This is a genomic window from Promicromonospora sp. MS192 (assembly GCF_049532985.1).
Classification (GTDB): Bacteria; Actinomycetota; Actinomycetes; order Actinomycetales; family Cellulomonadaceae; genus Promicromonospora.
Genome location: NZ_CP186693.1, coordinates 127947 through 146300, shown reverse-complemented (window position 1 = coordinate 146300; position 18354 = coordinate 127947). Strand labels below are relative to the sequence as shown.

At 65.3% G+C, this 18354-nt stretch carries 11 protein-coding genes; 4 read left to right on the top strand and 7 right to left on the bottom strand.

Going from position 1 to position 18354, the window contains the following annotated elements; genetic code table 11:
- The first annotated feature begins 49 nt into the window (after positions 1–49).
- The gene (locus ACO229_RS00635; RefSeq protein WP_423463373.1) at positions 50–1024 is read left to right on the top strand and encodes an HNH endonuclease; all 975 of its coding nucleotides are present in this window, start codon (positions 50–52) and stop codon (positions 1022–1024) included.
- Here ACO229_RS00635 and ACO229_RS00630 read toward each other — a convergent pair.
- The 3 genes from ACO229_RS00630 to ACO229_RS00620 all read right to left on the bottom strand — a co-directional run bounded on the left by ACO229_RS00630 (position 1021) and on the right by ACO229_RS00620 (position 4064).
- Entirely contained in the window at positions 1021–1665 is a 645-nt protein-coding gene (locus ACO229_RS00630) for a hypothetical protein (RefSeq protein WP_423463372.1), read from the bottom strand. The two genes, ACO229_RS00635 and ACO229_RS00630, sit on opposite strands and share 4 nt — an antisense overlap.
- Positions 1665–3578, bottom strand: a complete 1914-nt coding sequence (locus ACO229_RS00625; protein WP_423463371.1) for a DNA/RNA helicase domain-containing protein — start codon at positions 3576–3578, stop codon at positions 1665–1667. The genes ACO229_RS00630 and ACO229_RS00625 overlap by 1 nt, the downstream gene beginning before the upstream one ends.
- Positions 3579–3722: 144 nt before the next feature.
- The gene (locus ACO229_RS00620) at positions 3723–4064 is read right to left on the bottom strand and encodes a nucleotide pyrophosphohydrolase (RefSeq protein ID WP_423463370.1); all 342 of its coding nucleotides are present in this window, start codon (positions 4062–4064) and stop codon (positions 3723–3725) included.
- A 551-nt stretch (positions 4065–4615) separates the two neighbouring features.
- Here ACO229_RS00620 and ACO229_RS00615 point away from each other — a divergent pair.
- From ACO229_RS00615 to ACO229_RS00605, 3 genes are read left to right on the top strand one after another with little or no spacing between them, the layout of a single operon-like run.
- Positions 4616–5419, top strand: a complete 804-nt coding sequence (locus tag ACO229_RS00615) for a hypothetical protein (protein ID WP_423463369.1) — start codon at positions 4616–4618, stop codon at positions 5417–5419.
- The gene (locus ACO229_RS00610) at positions 5416–6642 is read left to right on the top strand and encodes a helix-turn-helix domain-containing protein (RefSeq protein ID WP_423463368.1); all 1227 of its coding nucleotides are present in this window, start codon (positions 5416–5418) and stop codon (positions 6640–6642) included. Before ACO229_RS00615 ends, ACO229_RS00610 begins: the two co-directional genes overlap by 4 nt.
- Positions 6642–8135: a hypothetical protein gene (locus ACO229_RS00605; protein ID WP_423463367.1), complete on the top strand. Its 1494-nt coding sequence runs from the start codon at positions 6642–6644 to the stop codon at positions 8133–8135. Before ACO229_RS00610 ends, ACO229_RS00605 begins: the two co-directional genes overlap by 1 nt.
- Positions 8136–8165: 30 nt before the next feature.
- Here the strand turns inward: ACO229_RS00605 and ACO229_RS00600 are convergent, their stop codons facing one another.
- The 4 genes from ACO229_RS00600 to ACO229_RS00585 form a co-directional block, all read right to left on the bottom strand.
- A complete protein-coding gene (locus ACO229_RS00600; protein ID WP_423463366.1) occupies positions 8166–11384 on the bottom strand; it encodes a DEAD/DEAH box helicase in 3219 nt (1072 codons plus the stop codon).
- 3 nt (positions 11385–11387) lie between these two features.
- Positions 11388–14291 carry a DUF1156 domain-containing protein gene (locus ACO229_RS00595; RefSeq protein ID WP_423463365.1) on the bottom strand — a complete coding sequence of 968 codons (2904 nt, stop codon included), beginning with the start codon at positions 14289–14291 and terminating at the stop codon, positions 11388–11390.
- Between the two features lie 24 nt (positions 14292–14315).
- Entirely contained in the window at positions 14316–14693 is a 378-nt protein-coding gene (locus ACO229_RS00590; protein WP_423463364.1) for a DUF7680 family protein, read from the bottom strand.
- Positions 14694–14773: 80 nt separating this feature from the next.
- Positions 14774–18103 (bottom strand): ATP-binding protein, encoded by a 3330-nt coding sequence (locus ACO229_RS00585; protein WP_423463363.1) that lies wholly within the window; start codon positions 18101–18103, stop codon positions 14774–14776.
- Positions 18104–18354: the final 251 nt, after the last annotated feature.

The window sequence follows — 18354 nt, the reverse complement described above, 5'->3', positions numbered from 1 at the left end:
ATCCTCCCGAACCCATCCTCCCCGAACAGGGCCGTGCCAAGCTGTGCGCATGGATGCGACTGGCGCGCGACGCGGCTGGTTACTGATGACCAGCGACGGCGGCACGGCGTACAACGATCAGCTCGGGATCGAGTACGTCTACGACAGCAAGGTCCAGAACCACAAGAACGTGCGGCCGGGCGATCCGATCGCGCTGTGGGACGGTTCGGTGCTGCTCGGGATCTCGGTGGTCGAGGAAGTTGACGACGCGCCGACTACCAAGACGATGCTTCGGTGCCCTGAATGCACGAAAACGCGTGTAATCGCGCCGACGGAACGCAGGCCCGTCTTCCGCTGTGCGGACTGCACGGCGACCTTCGACATGCCGACGACGGAGACCGTCCTCGTGACGAGGTACACGGCGCGTTACGACGCCGCGTGGACGTCCCTGGACGGGCTTCTCACCAAGGACGAACTCCTGCGCTTTGTGCTCAAGCGCGGCAGCTTCAACTCCATTCGAGAGATCGACTGGCCGGCGTTCCAGCAGGCGCTGACGGGGACGACCGCAGAGCGTGCCGTGCGGCGAGTCGCCGGCCGATCACCCGATCTGTCATGGCCTGCGGCTTCGGAACCACACGTCGAACTCGTCCACGGCTTCCGGCACTCGCTGGTCCGGGTCAGGCGCGGGCAGCAGAAGTTCCGTGCGCACATCTTCTCCAGCCAGGGCAATGTCTGTGCCTTCACCGGTGCCGCTCCCTCGCGGGTTCTGGAGGCGGGACACCTGTACAGCTACGCGCAGCTCGGGCAGCACGTCGAGCATGGCGGGCTGATGCTGCGCAGGGACATCCACCGGCTCTTCGACGACGGGCTGATCTCGGTGGATCCGGGGCGGCTGCGCATCGACGTCGCGCCCGAGCTGGCCGAGTACCCGCAGTACCAGCGGCTGCACGGCCAGGGACTCGAGGTGCCCCTCCGGGACCCGCAGGTCGAGTGGCTCGACAAGCACTGGCAGGAGCACCGCTCCCCCACTGGCCCTCACGCCTAGACGAAACCCTCGTCCACCAGGCGGCAACCCTCGCGCGTGATGAGATGCCGCTGCCCCGAACCGCCCACGACCCGGATCCAGCTCTCGGCCTCCACACCGTCCGGGACGGCCTTGAGGGAGAAGCCCCCGTACATCCCGGGGACCGGGTACCAGAGCGTGCCGACCTCGTGCACGACGGCGGTCTGCGGGTACCGGAGCCTGATCGAGAGTGCCGGACGGATGCGGGCCTCGACGAGGCCCAGGAGGTGGCCGTCGAGCACGGAGAACTGGAGCCTGCGCTCCGGCTCCTGCGGCTGCAGCTCATGGGCGAGGAGTTTGTGGCCACGCTCGCGCGCAATGTCGGCGGCGGTCTTGCCGTCGGTGGTGCGCAGCGTGCGCCAGGCACCTCGGCGGAGGAGCTCATGGACGACCTCGACCCGGGCGCCGTGCCAGGCGGCCTGGTGAAGGGGGGTGAAGCCTGATGTTCCGCCGATGCGCCAGACATTCGGGTGTTCGGTGGTGTTGGTGTCGGCGTCCAGAGCGGCGAGGACGTCGGTCCAACGGGCGGCTCGGGCGGCGTCGGCGATCACGTCCGTGCGGGCGAGGAAGGGCTCAGCGTAGGCGGCGCGGTCTAGGGCGGCGGGCCAGTGGTGGGGGTCCATCAGCGTGCCGAACCTGGCGCGGGCATCAACGACCGGAGGAACTCCCGGGTCTCCTCATCTGTGGAGTAGATCAGCGTGCCGACCATCCCGCGGGTGAGGAGCACCTTGTAGGTGTTGCGAGTCAGCTCGTCGAACCTCGCGTCCGTGACGCTCTTCTTGGTCAGTGCGCTGTCACGGCTCTCGCTCCGGCGCACGACCCAGGCGCCACGACCGTCGTCGGCCGCTTGGCGCCAGACCAGGTCCGGCCCCAGGATCACGCCGTTCCAGTCGTACTCGAAACCCTGTGCCGTGTAGACACAGCCCACCTGGCCGAACCCGGCAGGGTCGGTCGCCCACAGCGAAGCCGGCGGCGCGCCACCCACAGCGCGTTCGCCACGCAGGTTCCACGGTCGCTGCCACGTCCCGATCGTGACGTCCGGGACCAGCGAGCCGTCGTCACGTGGGTTTGACCACGGCCAGCAGAACCCGGCCGCCATCCGCGCGCCGTAGCCCGTGTTCCGGTAGGCCTGCAGCCGCGACTCCAGCTCGTCGGGCGAGCCCACGACGTCGACCTCGAAGTTCTCGCCGGCGCCATCCCACGGCTGCGGCCCGTCCTCGATGTCCCGCAGACCGAGCAGCCGCTCGACCCAGGCGATGTACGCGAGGCTGCCGCCAGAGCGGAACTGGTCCGTCAGGTCGATCTGCCGGACCTCGAGCCCCTTGGCCTCCGCCGCCCGACGGATGTCGTCCGGAGTGCCCATCTCACCCGGCCGCACCACCTGATGCTGATCGAGGAGGAAGACGGGCACCCGAGCGGCGTCGAGGAGCTCGTTGATCTGAGGACGAGCCTTCTCGCGGACCGCCTTGGGGGTGTACTGGTTCACGGACTTCTCACGGATGCGGTGCGCCTCGTCCAGGATCAGCACGTCGAGGCCGTTGCGCTCGGCCTCCATGAAGTTGTTGAAGTACTTGAACAGGGCCTTCGTCCGTGTGGAGCCCTTGCCCGCGACCTTCCGGAGAGTCTCGGTGAAGCTGCGTGAACCCGTCGCGTGGACCGCCGCCCGCCCCTCCCGGGCAAGCTCTCCCATCAGCGACAACGCGATCACGGACTTGCCCGAACCCGGCCCGCCCGTCACCACGACGACCGACTTGGAGTCCGCGGACACCGCCTTCTTCACCTGGTGCAGCACCAGGTCCCGCGCGAGCTTCTGCTCGTCCAGGAGGACGAACTGCTCCTGCTCACGGATCTCCTGGGCCACGACCGACATGAGCTGCTTCGAGGGTGCTGTCCTGGACCCGATGAGCCGATCCGCGGCCTCGGCACCCGACGCGTCCTTGGCAAGCAGCGACTGCAAGTAGGCGATGAACTGGCCGCGGCGTTGACCGGTGAACATGGGTGCCTGCTCGAGCTCCGTGCTCTCCAGCAGGTCGCCGACGCCGACGTCTGTCGCGTTGTGGAGGTACGCGACGCCCTGGAGCTGATCGGGCGTGCGCTCGAAGGCCCTGGAGAAGTCCCGCAGGTACTGGACGTAGCCCGCGACCTGGGTGCTCGGATGGGACGACAGATACCGGGCACCGTCGACCTCGACGAGCGTGTCGTCCCCCTCCAACAGGTGCGCCTCGCTCCACTGCTTGAGCTCGACGACCACGAAGGAATGATTGCCAGTTCGCGGGTGCACCCCGGCGAGAATCGCGTCGGCCCGCTTAGAGGTCAGCGGGAGGCGATGTTCCAGGACCACTTCCACCTGGTCCAGCCCGGCATCGCTGAGGTCTCGCGCGAGGGCCGGCAGGGAGCTGCGCCACGAGCGACGCTCCCCCTCGCTGACGTGTACGCCCCGACGCGAGAACTGGTCCGCGAGATGCGTCTCCACACTGGATGGGTCTGAGATGAGCGACGACGACAACTCCGCCGCCGAATAGCGGATGACCGACAAGTACGTCCCCTGAGCAGCACGAATGAACGTGCGGCGGGGACATGTCCGCAGGTCGGGCCGGAAGTCCGTCGATGCCGCGTAGGCAGGTCGAGTCTAAGCAGGTCAAGCGCCCAGCGGTTGCTGGCGGGCGGGCGATTCGCTCGATTAGGGCACGGGGTGAGCCGGCGGGAAGCGCTCCTCGTTCCGCGTGATCTTCGCGTGGCCGGCCTGCACGAGGTCGACACCGCAGACGTCAGCCAGCTGAACCAGGTAGAGGAAGACGTCGGCGAACTCCTCCTCGACCTGGTGCCGCGTGTGGGGATCGGCCAGCTTCTCGTGGACCTCGTCGTCCGTGAGCCACTGCATCTCCGCGAGGAGCTCACCGACCTCGCCGCTCAGGGCCATGGCGAGGTTCTTCGGGGTGTGGAAGCGGGTCCAGTCGCGGGCTCGGGCGAAGGCTTGTAGGCGGGTTCTGACGGAGTCGATTGTGGTGGGGGCGTCGTTCATGGGGCCGATTGTGCCTCGTCCGCATGCCAGATCATCTGGCGCGGCGTGAGACTTGACCTGGCAGAAGTTCGGCCATGCCGTCTCGAGCGGCTTCGCGAGACCGCTGAACGCGCAGTCGCGGAACACAATGAACTTGCCTCGAGTGTCCCGCCCGAGTCGTTGATCTCGGTAGGGTCGGCCCGGCACGCCGGCGCGTGAGACGCCGAGCGGCCCAGCCTTGCTGTTCCGCGACGCTTGGTCCCTCGTCCCCCCAAGAATCGGGCACAGGCTCAGACGTTGATCATGCGGTTTGGGCGCGGTGGATCGTTGGAATTCTGCGGTTTCTAGTCTAGCGGGGGCGGGGCGTGCCTGCTGCGTGCCACTCCGGACCAGATATCGACGCTGTGCCACTTGAAGCAGACGACACTCGTTTCATCACCAGGAGGCGGGACGGGCTCGACTGGATCCAGTTCACATCCCAGATCCACACCGCCGGTTGCGTCGCACTCGCCGCCCGCACCAAATGGTTGATTCTTCTGACAGAGATACTGGCTTCGTGTATTGTTCCCGACATGAGTGAACGTGACAACGTGCTCGAGGCTATCGCGGAGACTCGTGTCCTGGAGGGCTTCCGGTGGGCCTTCGACTCGGCAGCCTCCCGCGCGCGGGAGGACTACTCCGAAGGCGCCGGCTATGACGTCGGCTGGTTCGGATACACGCGATTCACGCTCCTGCGTGACCGCCTCGACCGCGTCTTCTCGTGCGAGCACTACGCCGTTCCCGACGGCGCAGACGGGCGGGCCAGCCTGGATGTCGTCCGCACTGAGCTCTCGCAACATGACATCGACACGATGCCCCCGATTAATCCGGGCGCCGTCGTACGAAGCAACCTGAACAAGAGCCCTGGTTGGGCAGCCGGCGACTACCGGCTTCTCCTGCACTCGATCCCGCCCGGCAAGGATGTGAACGACATCAGGTGGCCCATCACGCGGCCCACCAAGCGTCGTGTGGCGCAGCAACCGGCCGTAGACGGCGACGAGCCGACGTTGTTCGATGGTCTCGGGCCCGAGTTCCAGGTCGACATCGCTGCGATCCTGGCCGAGACAGCTCCTCTTGATCGTCGGACGCTGGTCGTCGCTCACGCGCTCAATCCGTTGACCGACAAGCGAGAGCTGGTGCTCGGTCAGCCTCGCCTCAACGACGGCGGCGGGCGGCCGTGGCACTGGACCCATGACCTGCTCCAGGCGCCCCCGACGGACAGCGGCCTGCTTCGCCCGGCGTCCCCGGCGCCGTCGCAGCCTGACAGCGTGCCGGACGCCCCGGTCAAGCTCCGTCGTCGTGCCCGCGAGGCCGGCACCGCGGAGGCGATGCAGTGACGGGCATCGACCGCGCTGCCGAAGCCTCGACGTTCTTCGACGGCACGCGGCTCACGATCGCGCGCCAGCTGGCTGGTCTACGCAAGAGTCAGCTTGCCGAGCGTCTCGGCAAGAGCGCCACGGCTGTGGCCGGCTGGGAAGCCGGAACGAAGCGACCAACGACAGCAAATGTCGCCCAGCTGGCGATCGGGCTGTCGGTCGACCCGGGGTTCTTCTCGGTGCGACCCGTCGAGCTGTCCACGGGGACGTCGGTCCCTCATTTCCGCTCCCTCAGGTCAACGAGCCAGCTCGCCCGCGACCAGGCATCGGCGTACGGGCTGCTGGCTGTCGACATCGCGGCAGCGTTCGAGCGCCACGTCGAGTTTCCTGAACCCGACGTGCCGTCATTCCCCGTCGACGCTTCTTCTGGCAGGCCGGATGAGGCGGCAAGCTCCCTCCGAAAGGCATGGGGCCTCGGTTCCGGGCCGGCCGGACACCTCGTCCGGCTGCTGGAGAACCACGGCGTGCTTGTCGTCTTCAGCACCCCGCAGACGTCGGCTGTCGACGCCTACTCGTTCGAGTGCCCGTTGCGTCCCGTTGTTGTCCTCAACCCGGTCAAGCGGGACTACTACCGTCAGCGATTCGACGTTGCGCACGAACTGGGGCATCTCGTCATGCACCGCGACTCGGAGCCCGGTGGACGCGTCGTCGAGGAACAGGCACACAGGTTCGCGTCGGAACTTCTCATGCCCGCCTCGGAGATTGCCGCCGACCTTCCTTCGGCGATGAACAATCAGGCATGGATCACGCTGGCGCGCCTCAAGGAACACTGGGGAGTGAGCATCCAGGCACTGCTCTACCGCGCACGACAGCTGGGGCAGATGTCCGACGTCACATACCGGAACGCCATGGTGACGTTGTCCGGGCGCGGCTGGAGGCGAGACGAGCCAGGGCTTGTCAAGACGATCGAACGGCCGTCGCTCCTACCACACGCGCTCGAGGTTCTCGATGGTGCCGGGATCCCCGCTGTGGACGTTGCCGACCAGAGTCGTGTGCCGGCCGAGTTGTTTGACGCTATCACTTCACGGACACCGAAGGAGGTTGCGGAACCTGTGGTCGAGAACAGGGTGACTAGCGCACGCCAAGTCGTTTCGCTCCTCCCACGCCTGGCCACCCAGGACGGCACAACCCGCACCGAAGACTCGGGCTCCGGCCGCGGCGGCCCACAACGACAGAGGAGCTGATGACAACGGCACGAAGCGGTGAGGGTGACGTTCCCGACCTCTACTTCAGTGAGTACTTCGACATCTCACCTGCGACCCTCGATGCCTATGGCGCTTTCGACATCAGTCTCGCATCTGATCTGCCACTGTTCGTCGACCCGTTCCTCCTCTTCCACAGCCCGAAGCCCGAATATCAGGCGCTGCACGATGGAATCATCCGTTACCTTGTGTTCCTTCGTGACCGAGCATCCGACGACCTGGATCCCGGGTTAGTAGCGAGCTGGTACCGATTCAAAGAGGTCAAGCAGAACTGGCTCGGCTTCACACAGATGGGAAACGGCGGCAGCGGCCTCGGTCCGAAGTTCGCTCGCGCTCTGCACGGGTCCCTGGCGACGATCCTGAACAACTTCGGTGAGGAACAGCTCACCCGAGGCAGCCACCTCGAGAAACTCACGCTGGTCAAAAGTGGCGTGGGCCGGGACAACGTCAGCGACTTCACTACCAATCTGATCAAGGACTACCTACTCGGCTTCACGCAGCGCTTCGCCAAGGAGCATCTTGCCGAGAACAGGTGCGACTCGTTCGCAGTGGCCCGCGCGGTCTTCAACTACGAGACGGAGGCCTGGGAGACCCGGACGTACTACCTGCCTCGTCTCGGGAACGACTACGTGTTGCTCACTCCGACTGACATCCTGACGCGCGACGACACATGGATCAGCCACAGCGACATGGTAAGGAGATTTGACCGGCTCCCGGCGTCAATCCCTGATGACCAGCTCCGTGCGCAGATCAACAGATACTTCGGGGCCCGACTGAGCAAGAAGCCCACCCGGCAGGAGCTCGACACCGCAGTTCAGCAGACAATCGCCGAGTTCCCGGAACTCATCGACCGTTACATCCGGTTGAAGGAGGACGAAGGGGATCGGGCTGTCGGGATCAGCGAGCAGCGGCGAGACGAGACGCGCGAACTGCTCGTCCAGATGGTCAAGGCGATCGTCGCGGATGTCGTCACTCGAAAGGCTCTGCCCACAGGCCCGATCACCACCTATACCGAAGCGCTCGACAAGGTTCACGGGTTCAAGCGCTACATCGAGAACCAGGACGGGTATCGGCTCATCAACAAGCCGGGCGCGGACAAGCCATTCTCGAACGAGAAGGACGTGCAGCTGTACTTCGGTCTCATCTTCTTCGCCAGCGTCTCCGACGTGAATCGCGAGGTCAACAACGGCCGCGGCCCGGTGGACTTCAAGGTCAGTCGTGGCGCTTTCGACAAGACCCTCATCGAGATCAAGCTGGCGAGCAACAGTCAGCTGAAGCGGAATCTGGAGCGGCAGGTCGAGATCTATGAGAAAGCCAACGAGACTCGCAGCTCGGTCAAGATGATCGTCTGCTACACCGCTGAGGAGCAGGTAAAGGTCGCCGGGCTCCTGAGAGACCTCGGCCTCGAGAGTGAAGAAGCGATCGTGGTCATCGACGCCCGAGCAGACAACAAGCCGTCGGGCTCAAAAGCCTAGGTGCACCCGATCAGCAGCTGCTTCCTCGTCCTAATCGTCGGTACGGACGGGGAGAATCGCTTCGAGTTCAGGTGCCCCGTACGTCAGCAGCACTACGTCGGAGGCCGCCGCGTCGGCGACGCCGCGATCGAAGGTAATGTGGCGCGTCTCCCAACCATCCCGGCTGTACTCGTCCACGGACGCGCGTCCCGTGTCAGCAGCAAGCGAGTGGTTGGCGGCCTTGCGCGGCAGCTCCAGCCGGTACACCCCATCGACCGTGGTCGGTTCGAACAGACCGGCTGTCAGCCGGTTCGTCGTCAAGACTCGCTCAAGGTCCCGCAGCACGACGTGACCGCTGAGCTGAGGCGGCTCCTGAACGTCCTCATCGGCCGGCGCACCCAGGTCGCCAGACTTCACGGCACGCTCCTGCAGCGCGGTGGTCTCGTCCTTGATCTGCCGCACCGCCGCGTTGACCTCACCACGACTGCCCTCGCCCAGTGCGAGTTGCTCGATCTGCATCTCGACGGTCGCAAGGACGGGCGACGCCTCGCCGACGATGTTGGTGAAGTCGCCGTAATCCTCCTTGATGCCCTTGTAGACCTGCTCCTCAACCGTGTCCGCGTAGAAGTAGTTGGATACCTTGATCTCCTCGTAGGAGGCCCCGATGCGGTCGACGCGTCCGATGCGCTGCTCAACTCGCATGAGGTTCCACGGCATGTCGTAGTTGATTAGCCGCCCGGAGGTCTGCAGGTTGAGGCCCTCGCTCATCGAGTCGGTTCCGATCAAGGCCTCGAGCTCACCAGCACGAAACGCGGTCTTGATCTCGGCCTTCGTCTTCTGGTCCCACGTCCCGGTCGCGGCGTCCCAGACCTCGCCGCCGGCGCCGGAATAGCAGCCGATCTTGACGATTCCCGCAGCCAACAGCCGCTCTCGGACGTACTCCAAGGTGTCGAAGTACTGCGTGAACACAACGACGCTGGAATACCCCTCGAGAACGGACTTGCGCACATCGTCGATCAAGCGGCTCGCCTTCGTGTCCTCGGCAGTGATCTGCTCCAGCTCGTGAACGAAGTTGCGCAGTTCTCCAATCTCGTCCACGAGCCGCTCGGCGGACTCGTCGAACGTCTCGGGGTCTAAAAGCGTGTCTTCGATTTCGCGGCGGTCGTCGTCGGTGAACAGCGCGTCCAGGCTCTTGTGGTGCTCCAGCACATCGAGACGCCGCTGCAGCGATTTGGTGATCGCAGCGAACGACGACGTCAGCCGCCTCCGGTACACTGTCATGATGAACCCGAGAGCCTGCTTGTTCCCGCCGGTCATGTAGGCGTTGTAGTGGCGGCGGATGTACTCCTCGATCCGCTCGTACAGCTTGCGCTCGTTCGCGGCGAGCTCGATGAACTCGTCGTTCACAGTTCTAACTGGGATGACGACTTCGGGCGGAATGATCCCCGCCTTCTGATAAGCACGCAGCGTCTTGCGGGTATTGCGGAAGGCGCGGTCGCGCATCGGCGTGTGGCGGCGCAGCCACAGATCGGCCCAGTACGACATCGCGTTAGGCATCGCCGCGATGGCATCGGCTGACGGCGGAGCGTGGTGCATGTCCGTGACCGTGTACCCGTCGACGAACCCGAGCTCGTCGGATATGGAGTCGGCGAGCTTCTCGTCGCGTTCGGCCAGCGGGTCGGTAAAGTAGTCGCCCAGCATCCGCGATAGCAAGGACCAGTCCCGCAACTTCGGCTCCTCAGTCGACAGCGTGCCGAAGTATCGCAGGAACATCAGTGCGGACTCGCCCCAGGCACCGGGCAGACCAAGGAGGCTGATCAGGTCCCATGCCTCGTGCGGGTTCATCTGCATCGGTGTGGCCGATGCCAGGTAGAGAGCCTTCCACGATTTGCGCTGACGCATCTCCTGCAGAAGTCCAAGCAGCGAGTTCGGCGGATCGTTGGGCTTCGACCCGCGCCGGCGCGCGTGGTGAGCCTCGTCGACGAGTACTACGTCCCACGGCCCAGCGGACAGGAGCTGAGCACGACGAGACCTGCGGCGCGCCAGATGGCTGGAGGCCAGCACCACCGGGAACGCCGACCACGGGTTCGCCCCGGGCGCAGGCTCGACCTCGCTGCCGTGCCGGTCCAGGAAGACACCCTTGTCGTAGCGCACAATGTCGAGGCTGAGCTTCTCGTGAAGCTCCTCCTGCCATTGCACCATCACCGACGCCGGGACGAGCAGCAACGCATTCTTCGCCTTTCCCGACAGCAAGAGCTCGCGGACCACCAGGCCAGCCTCGACGGTCTTGCCCAGTCCGACCTCGTCAGCCAGCAGGTATCCGCGTGGGAATGTGGACACGACACGGTCCACCAGCCGCGCCTGGTGCGGCAGCGGCTCGACGGCCGCGGTCCCGACGGCGGTCCAGTCACCTCGGCGAGGGGCTTCGGCCAGCGCGACCAGCTCGGCCCAAGCTGCTTCCAGGTCCTCCTCGCCTACGTCGTCCGGCTCGGCCTCGTCTTCAGCGTCGCCTTCCGTTTCCGGGACGGCGTCGGGGAACGGTGCACTATCCGGGGCGTGCTCGATGAGATGCTGCCGCACAGCCTCAGGCAGGCTGACGACCGCCCAGCCCGGGTCGGGTGACCCCGACCAGAGCTCCTCGAACGCTGTCTCTGTGACCTTGCCGACCCACTCCCAGATCGAAGGCATCCACGACGGGAACACGTGGAACGTCTCGTGGTTGAGGGCCCACGCCGTCACCGATGCATTGTTCGACCCGTCCCACGCGACCTTGTTGCCAAGCTCGTCTGTGACGATCCCGTACTTGGTGTGGAAGTACTTGCCCGACTCTTTGTGCGTCAGCAGACGCCCGTCGTCGTGCATCGGCACACCGACCTTGAGCTCCAGGCGATCGTGCTTGACCATCCACGCGAGCACGCTCAACGCCTCGTCTCGCACGATCTTGGCGCCGGCGAGCCCAGGATCGGACATGAGCCGACGGACCAGGACCTGGTCCAGCGGTTCACCAGCTAGCACCGCGTCGACGTCACCGCGACGCAGCTGGGCACCAACAATGAGCCGCATGCGGCCGCCGTTGGCCAGGAAGTGTGCGACCCCCTGAGCGGCGTACTGCAACTCGGCGGAAGACCAGTACCCGACGGCACGGTCGTAGGTCACTGCTCGCGTCAGAACGGGAACATAGAACGTAGCTCCCGGGCGGTCCTTCGGCGAGTACATCGCGCGCAGCGGGAGCGCCGGAAGACCTGCCGCAAGGTCGTACTCGGATACCATGTGTCAGATCCCGAGGTCGAGCTGCTCGGGCTCGTGTTGTGCAGCGAGCTCGTCGATCTCCGACAGCACGATGTCAGGGAACCAGAGGGTCACCATGCGGTCGATTAGCTCGGCCTCTGGGACTACCCACTCTCCCCTGATTGTGGTGCGCGGGATCGAGTTGACGAGGCCCCGCACGGTGGCGATGAAGGCCGCATCCGTGCGGAACCCGTGCCGGTCGAGGAACTGCTTCGCGCCGGGGGCACCATCCTCTGCGAGAAGGTACAGCGCGGTGTCGACGGCGTCGATGGCGCTGTCGAACGAGTCGGCATTAGGCCGCACACCTGGCAGCGCGGAATCGGCGCCTCGACGAAGACGATCAGCTGGGGCAAGCAGCGATACGGTGCCTTTGCCCGTCTTGATGACCTTCCAGCGGTCGAGATCAGCAATCTCGATGCCACCGACCGCGAGCGCGAGCAGGCGTGCAGTGTCGAAGGGGAACTCGCGGGCTCCAAAGATGTCCCATGCCATGAGCACGAAGTCGGTGACGTCGTCTACTGTGGCGGCCTTGCCGACCAGGCGTGCGCGTCGAAGCGTGACTACCTCCTCGCGCGCGAGATCCAAGGCTTCCTCAGGGCGCAGGAGCCGTTCGCGTCCGTAGGCGTCCGGAGTCGACGAGAACACCGGCCAGTGACGAGAGATCACCGAAAGGGTGGGGCCGTAGGTTGAGAGCAGCAGGTCGACGCCGTCGATACCGTCGTGCTGGAAGCGTGTAACAGCGTCGCGGGCCGCCGCGCGAATCTCGCTCTCGATGTCCTCGAGGTAGACGCCGCCAACTCCCGCATGAGCCGCGCGTTTCCGGCAGACGAGCATGATGGTCGAGGCGGCCGAATTGAGATTCTTCTGGTGAATCGAATTCTCGGATTCGGTGTTGACCGGCCATGAAGTCTCGATCGTGAAGCCAGCCTGCAGCAGGCCCATGCCCAGGGTGTCCCACGCCTCTGCTCGCTTGTGGGTAAACATCACCGAAAGCACGCCGTCATCCCGAAGTACGCGGCGGGCCTCGCCGAAGATGGCGGTCATCTTCGACTCGTAATCGAGCGTAGCGAGTTCGTTCTTGCGCTTACCCGTCGCGGCAAAACGCTCCGGATTGGCAACTGCCTCGTTCTCCTTGTCGGTGAGATCGTCGCTGAAGTGCATGGGCATGACACGGCCGAGCGTGCGCTTCTCCCACACATAGAAGAAGTCCGCGAGCTCAGCGTACTGAACATTGTCGTAGTACGGCGGGTCCATACAGACATGCGCAACCGAATTAGGTGCCAGGTCGAGGCTCGCGGCGCTCCCCTTCGTCACTGTCACCGTTCGCAAGATGGGGTCATCTGCCGCCGTGGTCCGGCCGGTGTCATCAAGCAGCTCAGAGAGCCATCCGAACGCTCTCAGCGTGTTCGCGAGACACCATTCAAACAATTGGCGCGCAGACCCAAACTCTGCGAAAGTCCATTTGAATGCATAATTGTGCGAGTCGAATACAGAACGCATCCTCTGCCCGGACAGATCCCAGGTCGAAAGGCGGGCGTTACGGTTGAGTGCCTTGCTTGCGATAAACGCCAGGACCGCTAGCACATCATCGGCCTCATCGCCGATTGAGTCGCGAATTTCGGGCATGAGTCGGACGAACTCTTCAACGAACGCGCCATGCGTTAGCGCTTGCCGCTTTGTGAAGAAATCAGTCCACTTGGACAGCCCGAAATTCATGGGTTCCCGCGTCTTGCTCCCTACCGGAACGTCCTCCGTCGGCAGGATCCCGTCCGCAGCCCACCGATCCTTTAGCTCGTCGAACTCCATCTCGGCGGCGGCGATGGCGTCCAGGTCATTCTGAGTGGGTGCGCGGAAACTTCGCGCACCGTCCTTCGTGCGGGTCACCACAGCGTACAACACCTGTGTCATGCCACCCTCTTGTGCGACCTTTTTGATGTAGTCACTGTCGATGACTAGGTGGTCGTACGGTGAGGTAGCTTTACCTCCCTTGGCGATGCCCATCGAGGCATCGGCCTTGTCCACTTGACGGCCGTGGACGACCTCAAACATGGGCGCTTCGAGCGGGACGCCGTCGTTCTCGGTGACGAGCCTGACGGCGGCTTCGCTCCCCCTGGTCTTGCGTAGCCACTTATCGGTGAGCAACGGCACAATACGCCCCGTGCGCGGGCACGGAACCGCGTTCGCGAACAAAAATGTTGCGACCTGCTCGTCTTCGCCACTTGGGAAGTACTTCTCTAGGCGCTCCGCGACTCGGTTGACAAGAATCTTGCCCCACGTCTCGGTGTGCGGGAGCAGATCGATGCCCCGTTCGGCCGAAACTTTGACACCGACGTGAAGGACGCTCGCCGCAACGCCGTTAAGGTCGTTTGCGAAAACGGGCAGCCCCAGACGCGAGGCCACCCACGGAATAGCGCCCCCGCCAGCGGTCGGATCCGCAACGATCGGCAGCTCGTTGCCCCAGGTCCGCATAAGGATGGCGTGCAGGAGGTCGATATCGGCGCGGGCGACGCTATTCCTGAATGCTTGCTTGTACGTGTAGGGGTTGGGAACGCGGACCCCGGTGGCCTTTGCGATGTCGTAAGCACGCCGGGCCGGAATCGGGTCGCCCCAGACCCCGATGAGGTGGAGCAGCCACGCCCGGTAGGAGCGCTCCGTGCGAACCTCTTTGGCGGTGGGGAAGGTGTCGGCGAGCTCCTGCGACCATGCGGGGAGCAAACCGCCGAGCACGACGGCCGCCGAAGCAACAAGCGGTCGTCTGGCCCACCAGATGTGGAGGAAGTTGACGGGAGGCAGCGCTGACTTCGCAGCGTTCTCTCGCCGGGACTCGATGCCGAGCTCCTCAATGGGCAGCCAGTCCTCGATGAGGACGCGGGGCCTGGTAGTCGTCACGGTGGAGTGGGGCCTTTCGGTAGCTCAGAGTACGAGGAGAACGCGGAGGGCACGGAGCGCACGGCTGGAGTCGGTCACACACTTCGCGTACCAGTAGTACGCCTCCTCGGAACTCATAGCCGCGATGCCGTCGGCGACGTAGCGGGCTTTGAGTCGTGAGGTGTACGGGGCAGTGGCCAGGACGACTAGTGCGAGGCGCACGCCGTCCGGCTCCGGGATCTCGATGGGTTCGTTCCCGGCGAAGGCGAGCGCGGAGGCACCGCGGCCAGACCGGCGGACGCAGGCGACGACGTCCTCGGCGATGCGTGCCGCCTGTTTGTGTGTGGCGTGGGCGATGTCCAGGACGGGGCCGTCGGTGCCGAGCTGCTCGGACAGGGTGACGCCGAAACCGGCCTCTCCCACTCGGTGCAGGGTGAGGCGGAAGGTCCGGGCGCCGCTCTCCAAGTTGCTTGGTGCGCCACTTCGGCCTCGGGCAAGAGCCGTCACTTGGTTACCTCGCCAGTCATCGCGACGTGCTTGAGCTGCATCTTCGTGATGACGTCCTGGAGCTTGGTGATGGTGTCGTCGGCGGGCGTGATGGGCGGATCGAAGCGCAGCTCGAGTGTCAGAGTGCCGGCGACCTTGATGGCGCCGGTCAGCGCCTTCTTCAGGTGGGTGTGGGCTGCCTGGTAGTCGGCCCTCGCAGCGCTCGCCCGGAAGCTCAGGCCTCCCGCCACGTCTTTGAACTCGGCGACGATTTGGCTGGTGACGGTGATGGCGTGCTGCGGGAGCATGCCCAGCATCGCCACGGCGAGGTCGAGGTCCTGGGTGCCCGATGCGTCGTCGGCGGCGACCTTGATGGTGAGCCGGGAGATTGTCTGGATCGTGAAGTCGGCAATCTGATCGACGATCTGCTGCATCGCGACGCCGCCCATGCCCTCAGCAGTGAACGTCTTGCCGGTCATGGTGCGGGTGGGGATCTCCACGCCCGCTGCATCGGCGGCCTCGCGCGGGAGGATGTGCAGGCTATCCAGCCCGCGGTCGGTGATCTGGCTCGGGGTAAGCGCCCGGGAGCCTGCGGCCGGTTCCGCGTCCAGGACTACGATCCAGTCGTACTCGGTTGCGCGCGCAATCCCGGAGAGCGCATCGAGGACGTCGCCCTTGGGCGGTTCTCCGCCGACCAGCGCCTCGAGAGCGGCGCGCAGCTGCGCACCGGTCATCGGCTCGGTACCCAGGACGGACCGAAGGTCCTGCTGGGTGGGCTTGCGCACGAGAAGGCCGCGCTTCTGGGCCTCTTCGTGCGTCATGACCTCCTTGTCCGCGGCGAACACGATGCTCAGGCCACCCTGGGCATGCGCGTGCCAGGTCTTGCCTGTCGCATTGTCGAGGTAGACCCAGCCATGGTCGCGGATACCCAGGGCGACGGCCTCGCGCACGATGCCAGGGTTCAGCACGAGCTGGGCGGAGTGGTCACGCCACGACACGTCGATGAGGGCCTTGGTCGTGGTCGACGCGGCGTCCGCCCACGTCTTGGCCCGCAGGTACTGCGGCGTCATCGGCTGGTTGCGAATCTTGCCGTCGTCGTCCAAGAGTTCCAGGACGGCCTTCGTCGTGTTCTTGATGTCGCCACCTACGGCCTGTGCGGACAGCTCACGGTGCCGGAGGTAGCCGTTCGACTTGTCGCCAGACGGGAAGTACACGTGCCGGTAGCACTTGTTCACCGCAATCCTGGCGTCCAGGCGCGCCTTATCGCGGAACGTCATAATCTTGGTGCGGATCTCGGCGGTGAACTGCGCAAGGCGCGCCGAGTCACCGGCCAGCGCGTCGGCAGCGATGACGGCTCGGGCCCGGTCGCGCAGCAGGTCGACCTGTGCCTGGTCTGGCGCGACGAAGACCACCGAGTTCCGGTATGTGCGGGGGTTTCCCGAAGACCCCGTCGTGTCCAGGATCTCGCGCAAAGCCGCGGGGGGTTCGTCGGCCAACTTCTGCTCGACCGCGTGCTGGCGGTAGTCCAGGACGACCACCCGGAGGCTGTCCGCCGAGTCCGGCACGTCGACCGGCCCTGCCGGGAACAGGATCACCTTCGTGCCGGCGTCGTTCTGGAACGCCTTGGCAATCAGGTCGTCCACCTGAGCTGTCGTCACCGACTGCGGGACGTTGCGCTTCTCTGCCTCAACGATCGCGTTGACGTTTGGTTCGGCGGTGAACCGCCACCGAGCACCGTCGAACGACAGGTACCAGAAGACCTTCTCCGCTTCGGTAAGGGCCTTCTCGTAGAACGACACGTCCTCGCCCGGGCGGAGCGTGCCTATGAGCCAGTCGTTACGACCCGCACCAGAGGTCGTGACCAGCTCCAGGGAGTGGGTGAACACGGTGCGCGCGACCCGGGTCGCGTGCGGGGCCTTGCCTGGGAAGTGTTCGGTGTCCAGGGCTGCGGAGTGCGAGGACCGCCCGGCGAAGTCGCTGGTCGCAACCTGCCCGTACTCGGAGCGGCCCAGGCCGACCGTCAGGTGGTTGACCACCGGCTCGACCGCGTAGTCGATGTCGCCGACGTTGATGATCGCCGTGTCCTCGCCCGAGGCGTAGATTCCCGCGACGACCTCGGCGAGAAGCTTCAGGGCACCGCGAGCCCGCTGGAACGCGGTGATCGCTCCCAGGCGCTTGTCCAGCACACGGATCAGCTCAGGGTGGAACGGGTAGGTGCGCGCCACACGCTCGCCGTAGGTGGCCGGGTGCTCCGGGCCACCAGCGAGCTGCTCGGTCCCAACGAGCTCCTCGTACAGCGCCCGGTACGCTTCACCCGCAGCCAGGGCGGCGTCGTCATTAACACTCTTGAAGATGCGCTTCTTGAGAATCTCGCCGATCTCGGAGTCGTCCGCAGGGGTGATCACTGCCGACGGCTGGACTGCGCGGGTCAGGACATCCGACGTCTCGCCGAGGGCGGCGGTCGCCGCGGAGTCCGCCTGTGAACTCTCGTCCAGCAGCTCGGTGACCTCATTGGTCTCGGCGCCGAACGCATTCGCACTGGATGCCAGCGTGATGACGACGCTCACCTTGTTCGCCGGGTCGGACGCCACTTCGAAGAGGTTGCCCAGGAACACGGGCACCGCCAGCGCCATCCGGCGTACGTCCTCGCTTCCCGAAGATGTGACGGCTCGGAGATACTTCGCGATCTCGTCCACGATGACGACCGTCGGCCTACCACCGAGCGCTGCCTTGATAGTGCCCGTCCCTGGGGCCGTGCGTGCCTCGTCATTCGCGGCCATCGCAGCGAACGCCTCGCGGCCAATCTGCGCCGCCATCTCACCCCACAGGGTGAAGGTTCGGTGCCCGCGGGTCTCGACCCCCGCCGTCGGATCAAGCGCATCACCGACAAGCGCCGCGACCTGCACCGCACCGTCGGGCAGCAAAGCCTCGTCGACGAACTCGGTCACATTGGACGGACGAGCACCAGTCGCCAGGTGGTACACAGCCGTCAGGCCGTGTGTCTTTCCGCCACCGAACGACGTCGTCGGGCGGAGCACACCGTTCTCGCCGAAGACACCGCGCGCACCAGTGAGGCGGCCGAAGACTTTGCTGATCAGTGTCTTCAGACCCGTGGTCGGGTACGTCTGCGTGAAGAACGTCTCCGCGTCACCGTAGACCGGGTAGTGCTCCGGGTCGCGGAGCACCTTATCGAGCTGGGCAGCGAAGTGGTTGTCCGCCAACCCGCCGTCGAGCACATCAGCTCGCGGGACACACGTTGTGCGGAGCGGGGCGAGGCGCTGTGCGACGTTGGTCACCGTGGAAGACGTTCCTTTCATCTGCTGTTGCTGATAGTTCAGCGCAGACATGCTGGTCAAGTGTGGTGTCCTCTCACCGTAGCGGAACCATCCGACATCCTCGGGAGATACCGCCGATCTTCATCCGGGCGCGGCACCTCGGCGGTCGCCGGCGACACTGCAAGAGGAACTACAGACCGGGCACGGGACTGAGAGCCAAGCGCGAGCTGCCCCGTAGTTCTGGACGACTCAGGCTCCGCATGGCCGCCTGGGCGGCACCGCGGTCACGGGGCTTGTCGCAGGTCATTGCTCGGCGGTCCGAG

Excerpts from the sequence above, each read along its gene's own strand:
- ACO229_RS00620 (WP_423463370.1), bottom strand. The coding sequence starts at position 4,064 with ATGAACGACGCCCCCACCACAATCGACTCCGTCAGAACCCGCCTACAA.
- ACO229_RS00615 (WP_423463369.1), top strand. The coding sequence starts at position 4,616 with ATGAGTGAACGTGACAACGTGCTCGAGGCTATCGCGGAGACTCGTGTC.
- ACO229_RS00635 (WP_423463373.1), top strand. The coding sequence starts at position 50 with ATGGATGCGACTGGCGCGCGACGCGGCTGGTTACTGATGACCAGCGAC.
- ACO229_RS00630 (WP_423463372.1), bottom strand. The coding sequence starts at position 1,665 with ATGGACCCCCACCACTGGCCCGCCGCCCTAGACCGCGCCGCCTACGCT.
- ACO229_RS00605 (WP_423463367.1), top strand. The coding sequence starts at position 6,642 with ATGACAACGGCACGAAGCGGTGAGGGTGACGTTCCCGACCTCTACTTC.
- ACO229_RS00585 (WP_423463363.1), bottom strand. The coding sequence starts at position 18,103 with ATGTCTGCGCTGAACTATCAGCAACAGCAGATGAAAGGAACGTCTTCC.
- ACO229_RS00600 (WP_423463366.1), bottom strand. The coding sequence starts at position 11,384 with ATGGTATCCGAGTACGACCTTGCGGCAGGTCTTCCGGCGCTCCCGCTG.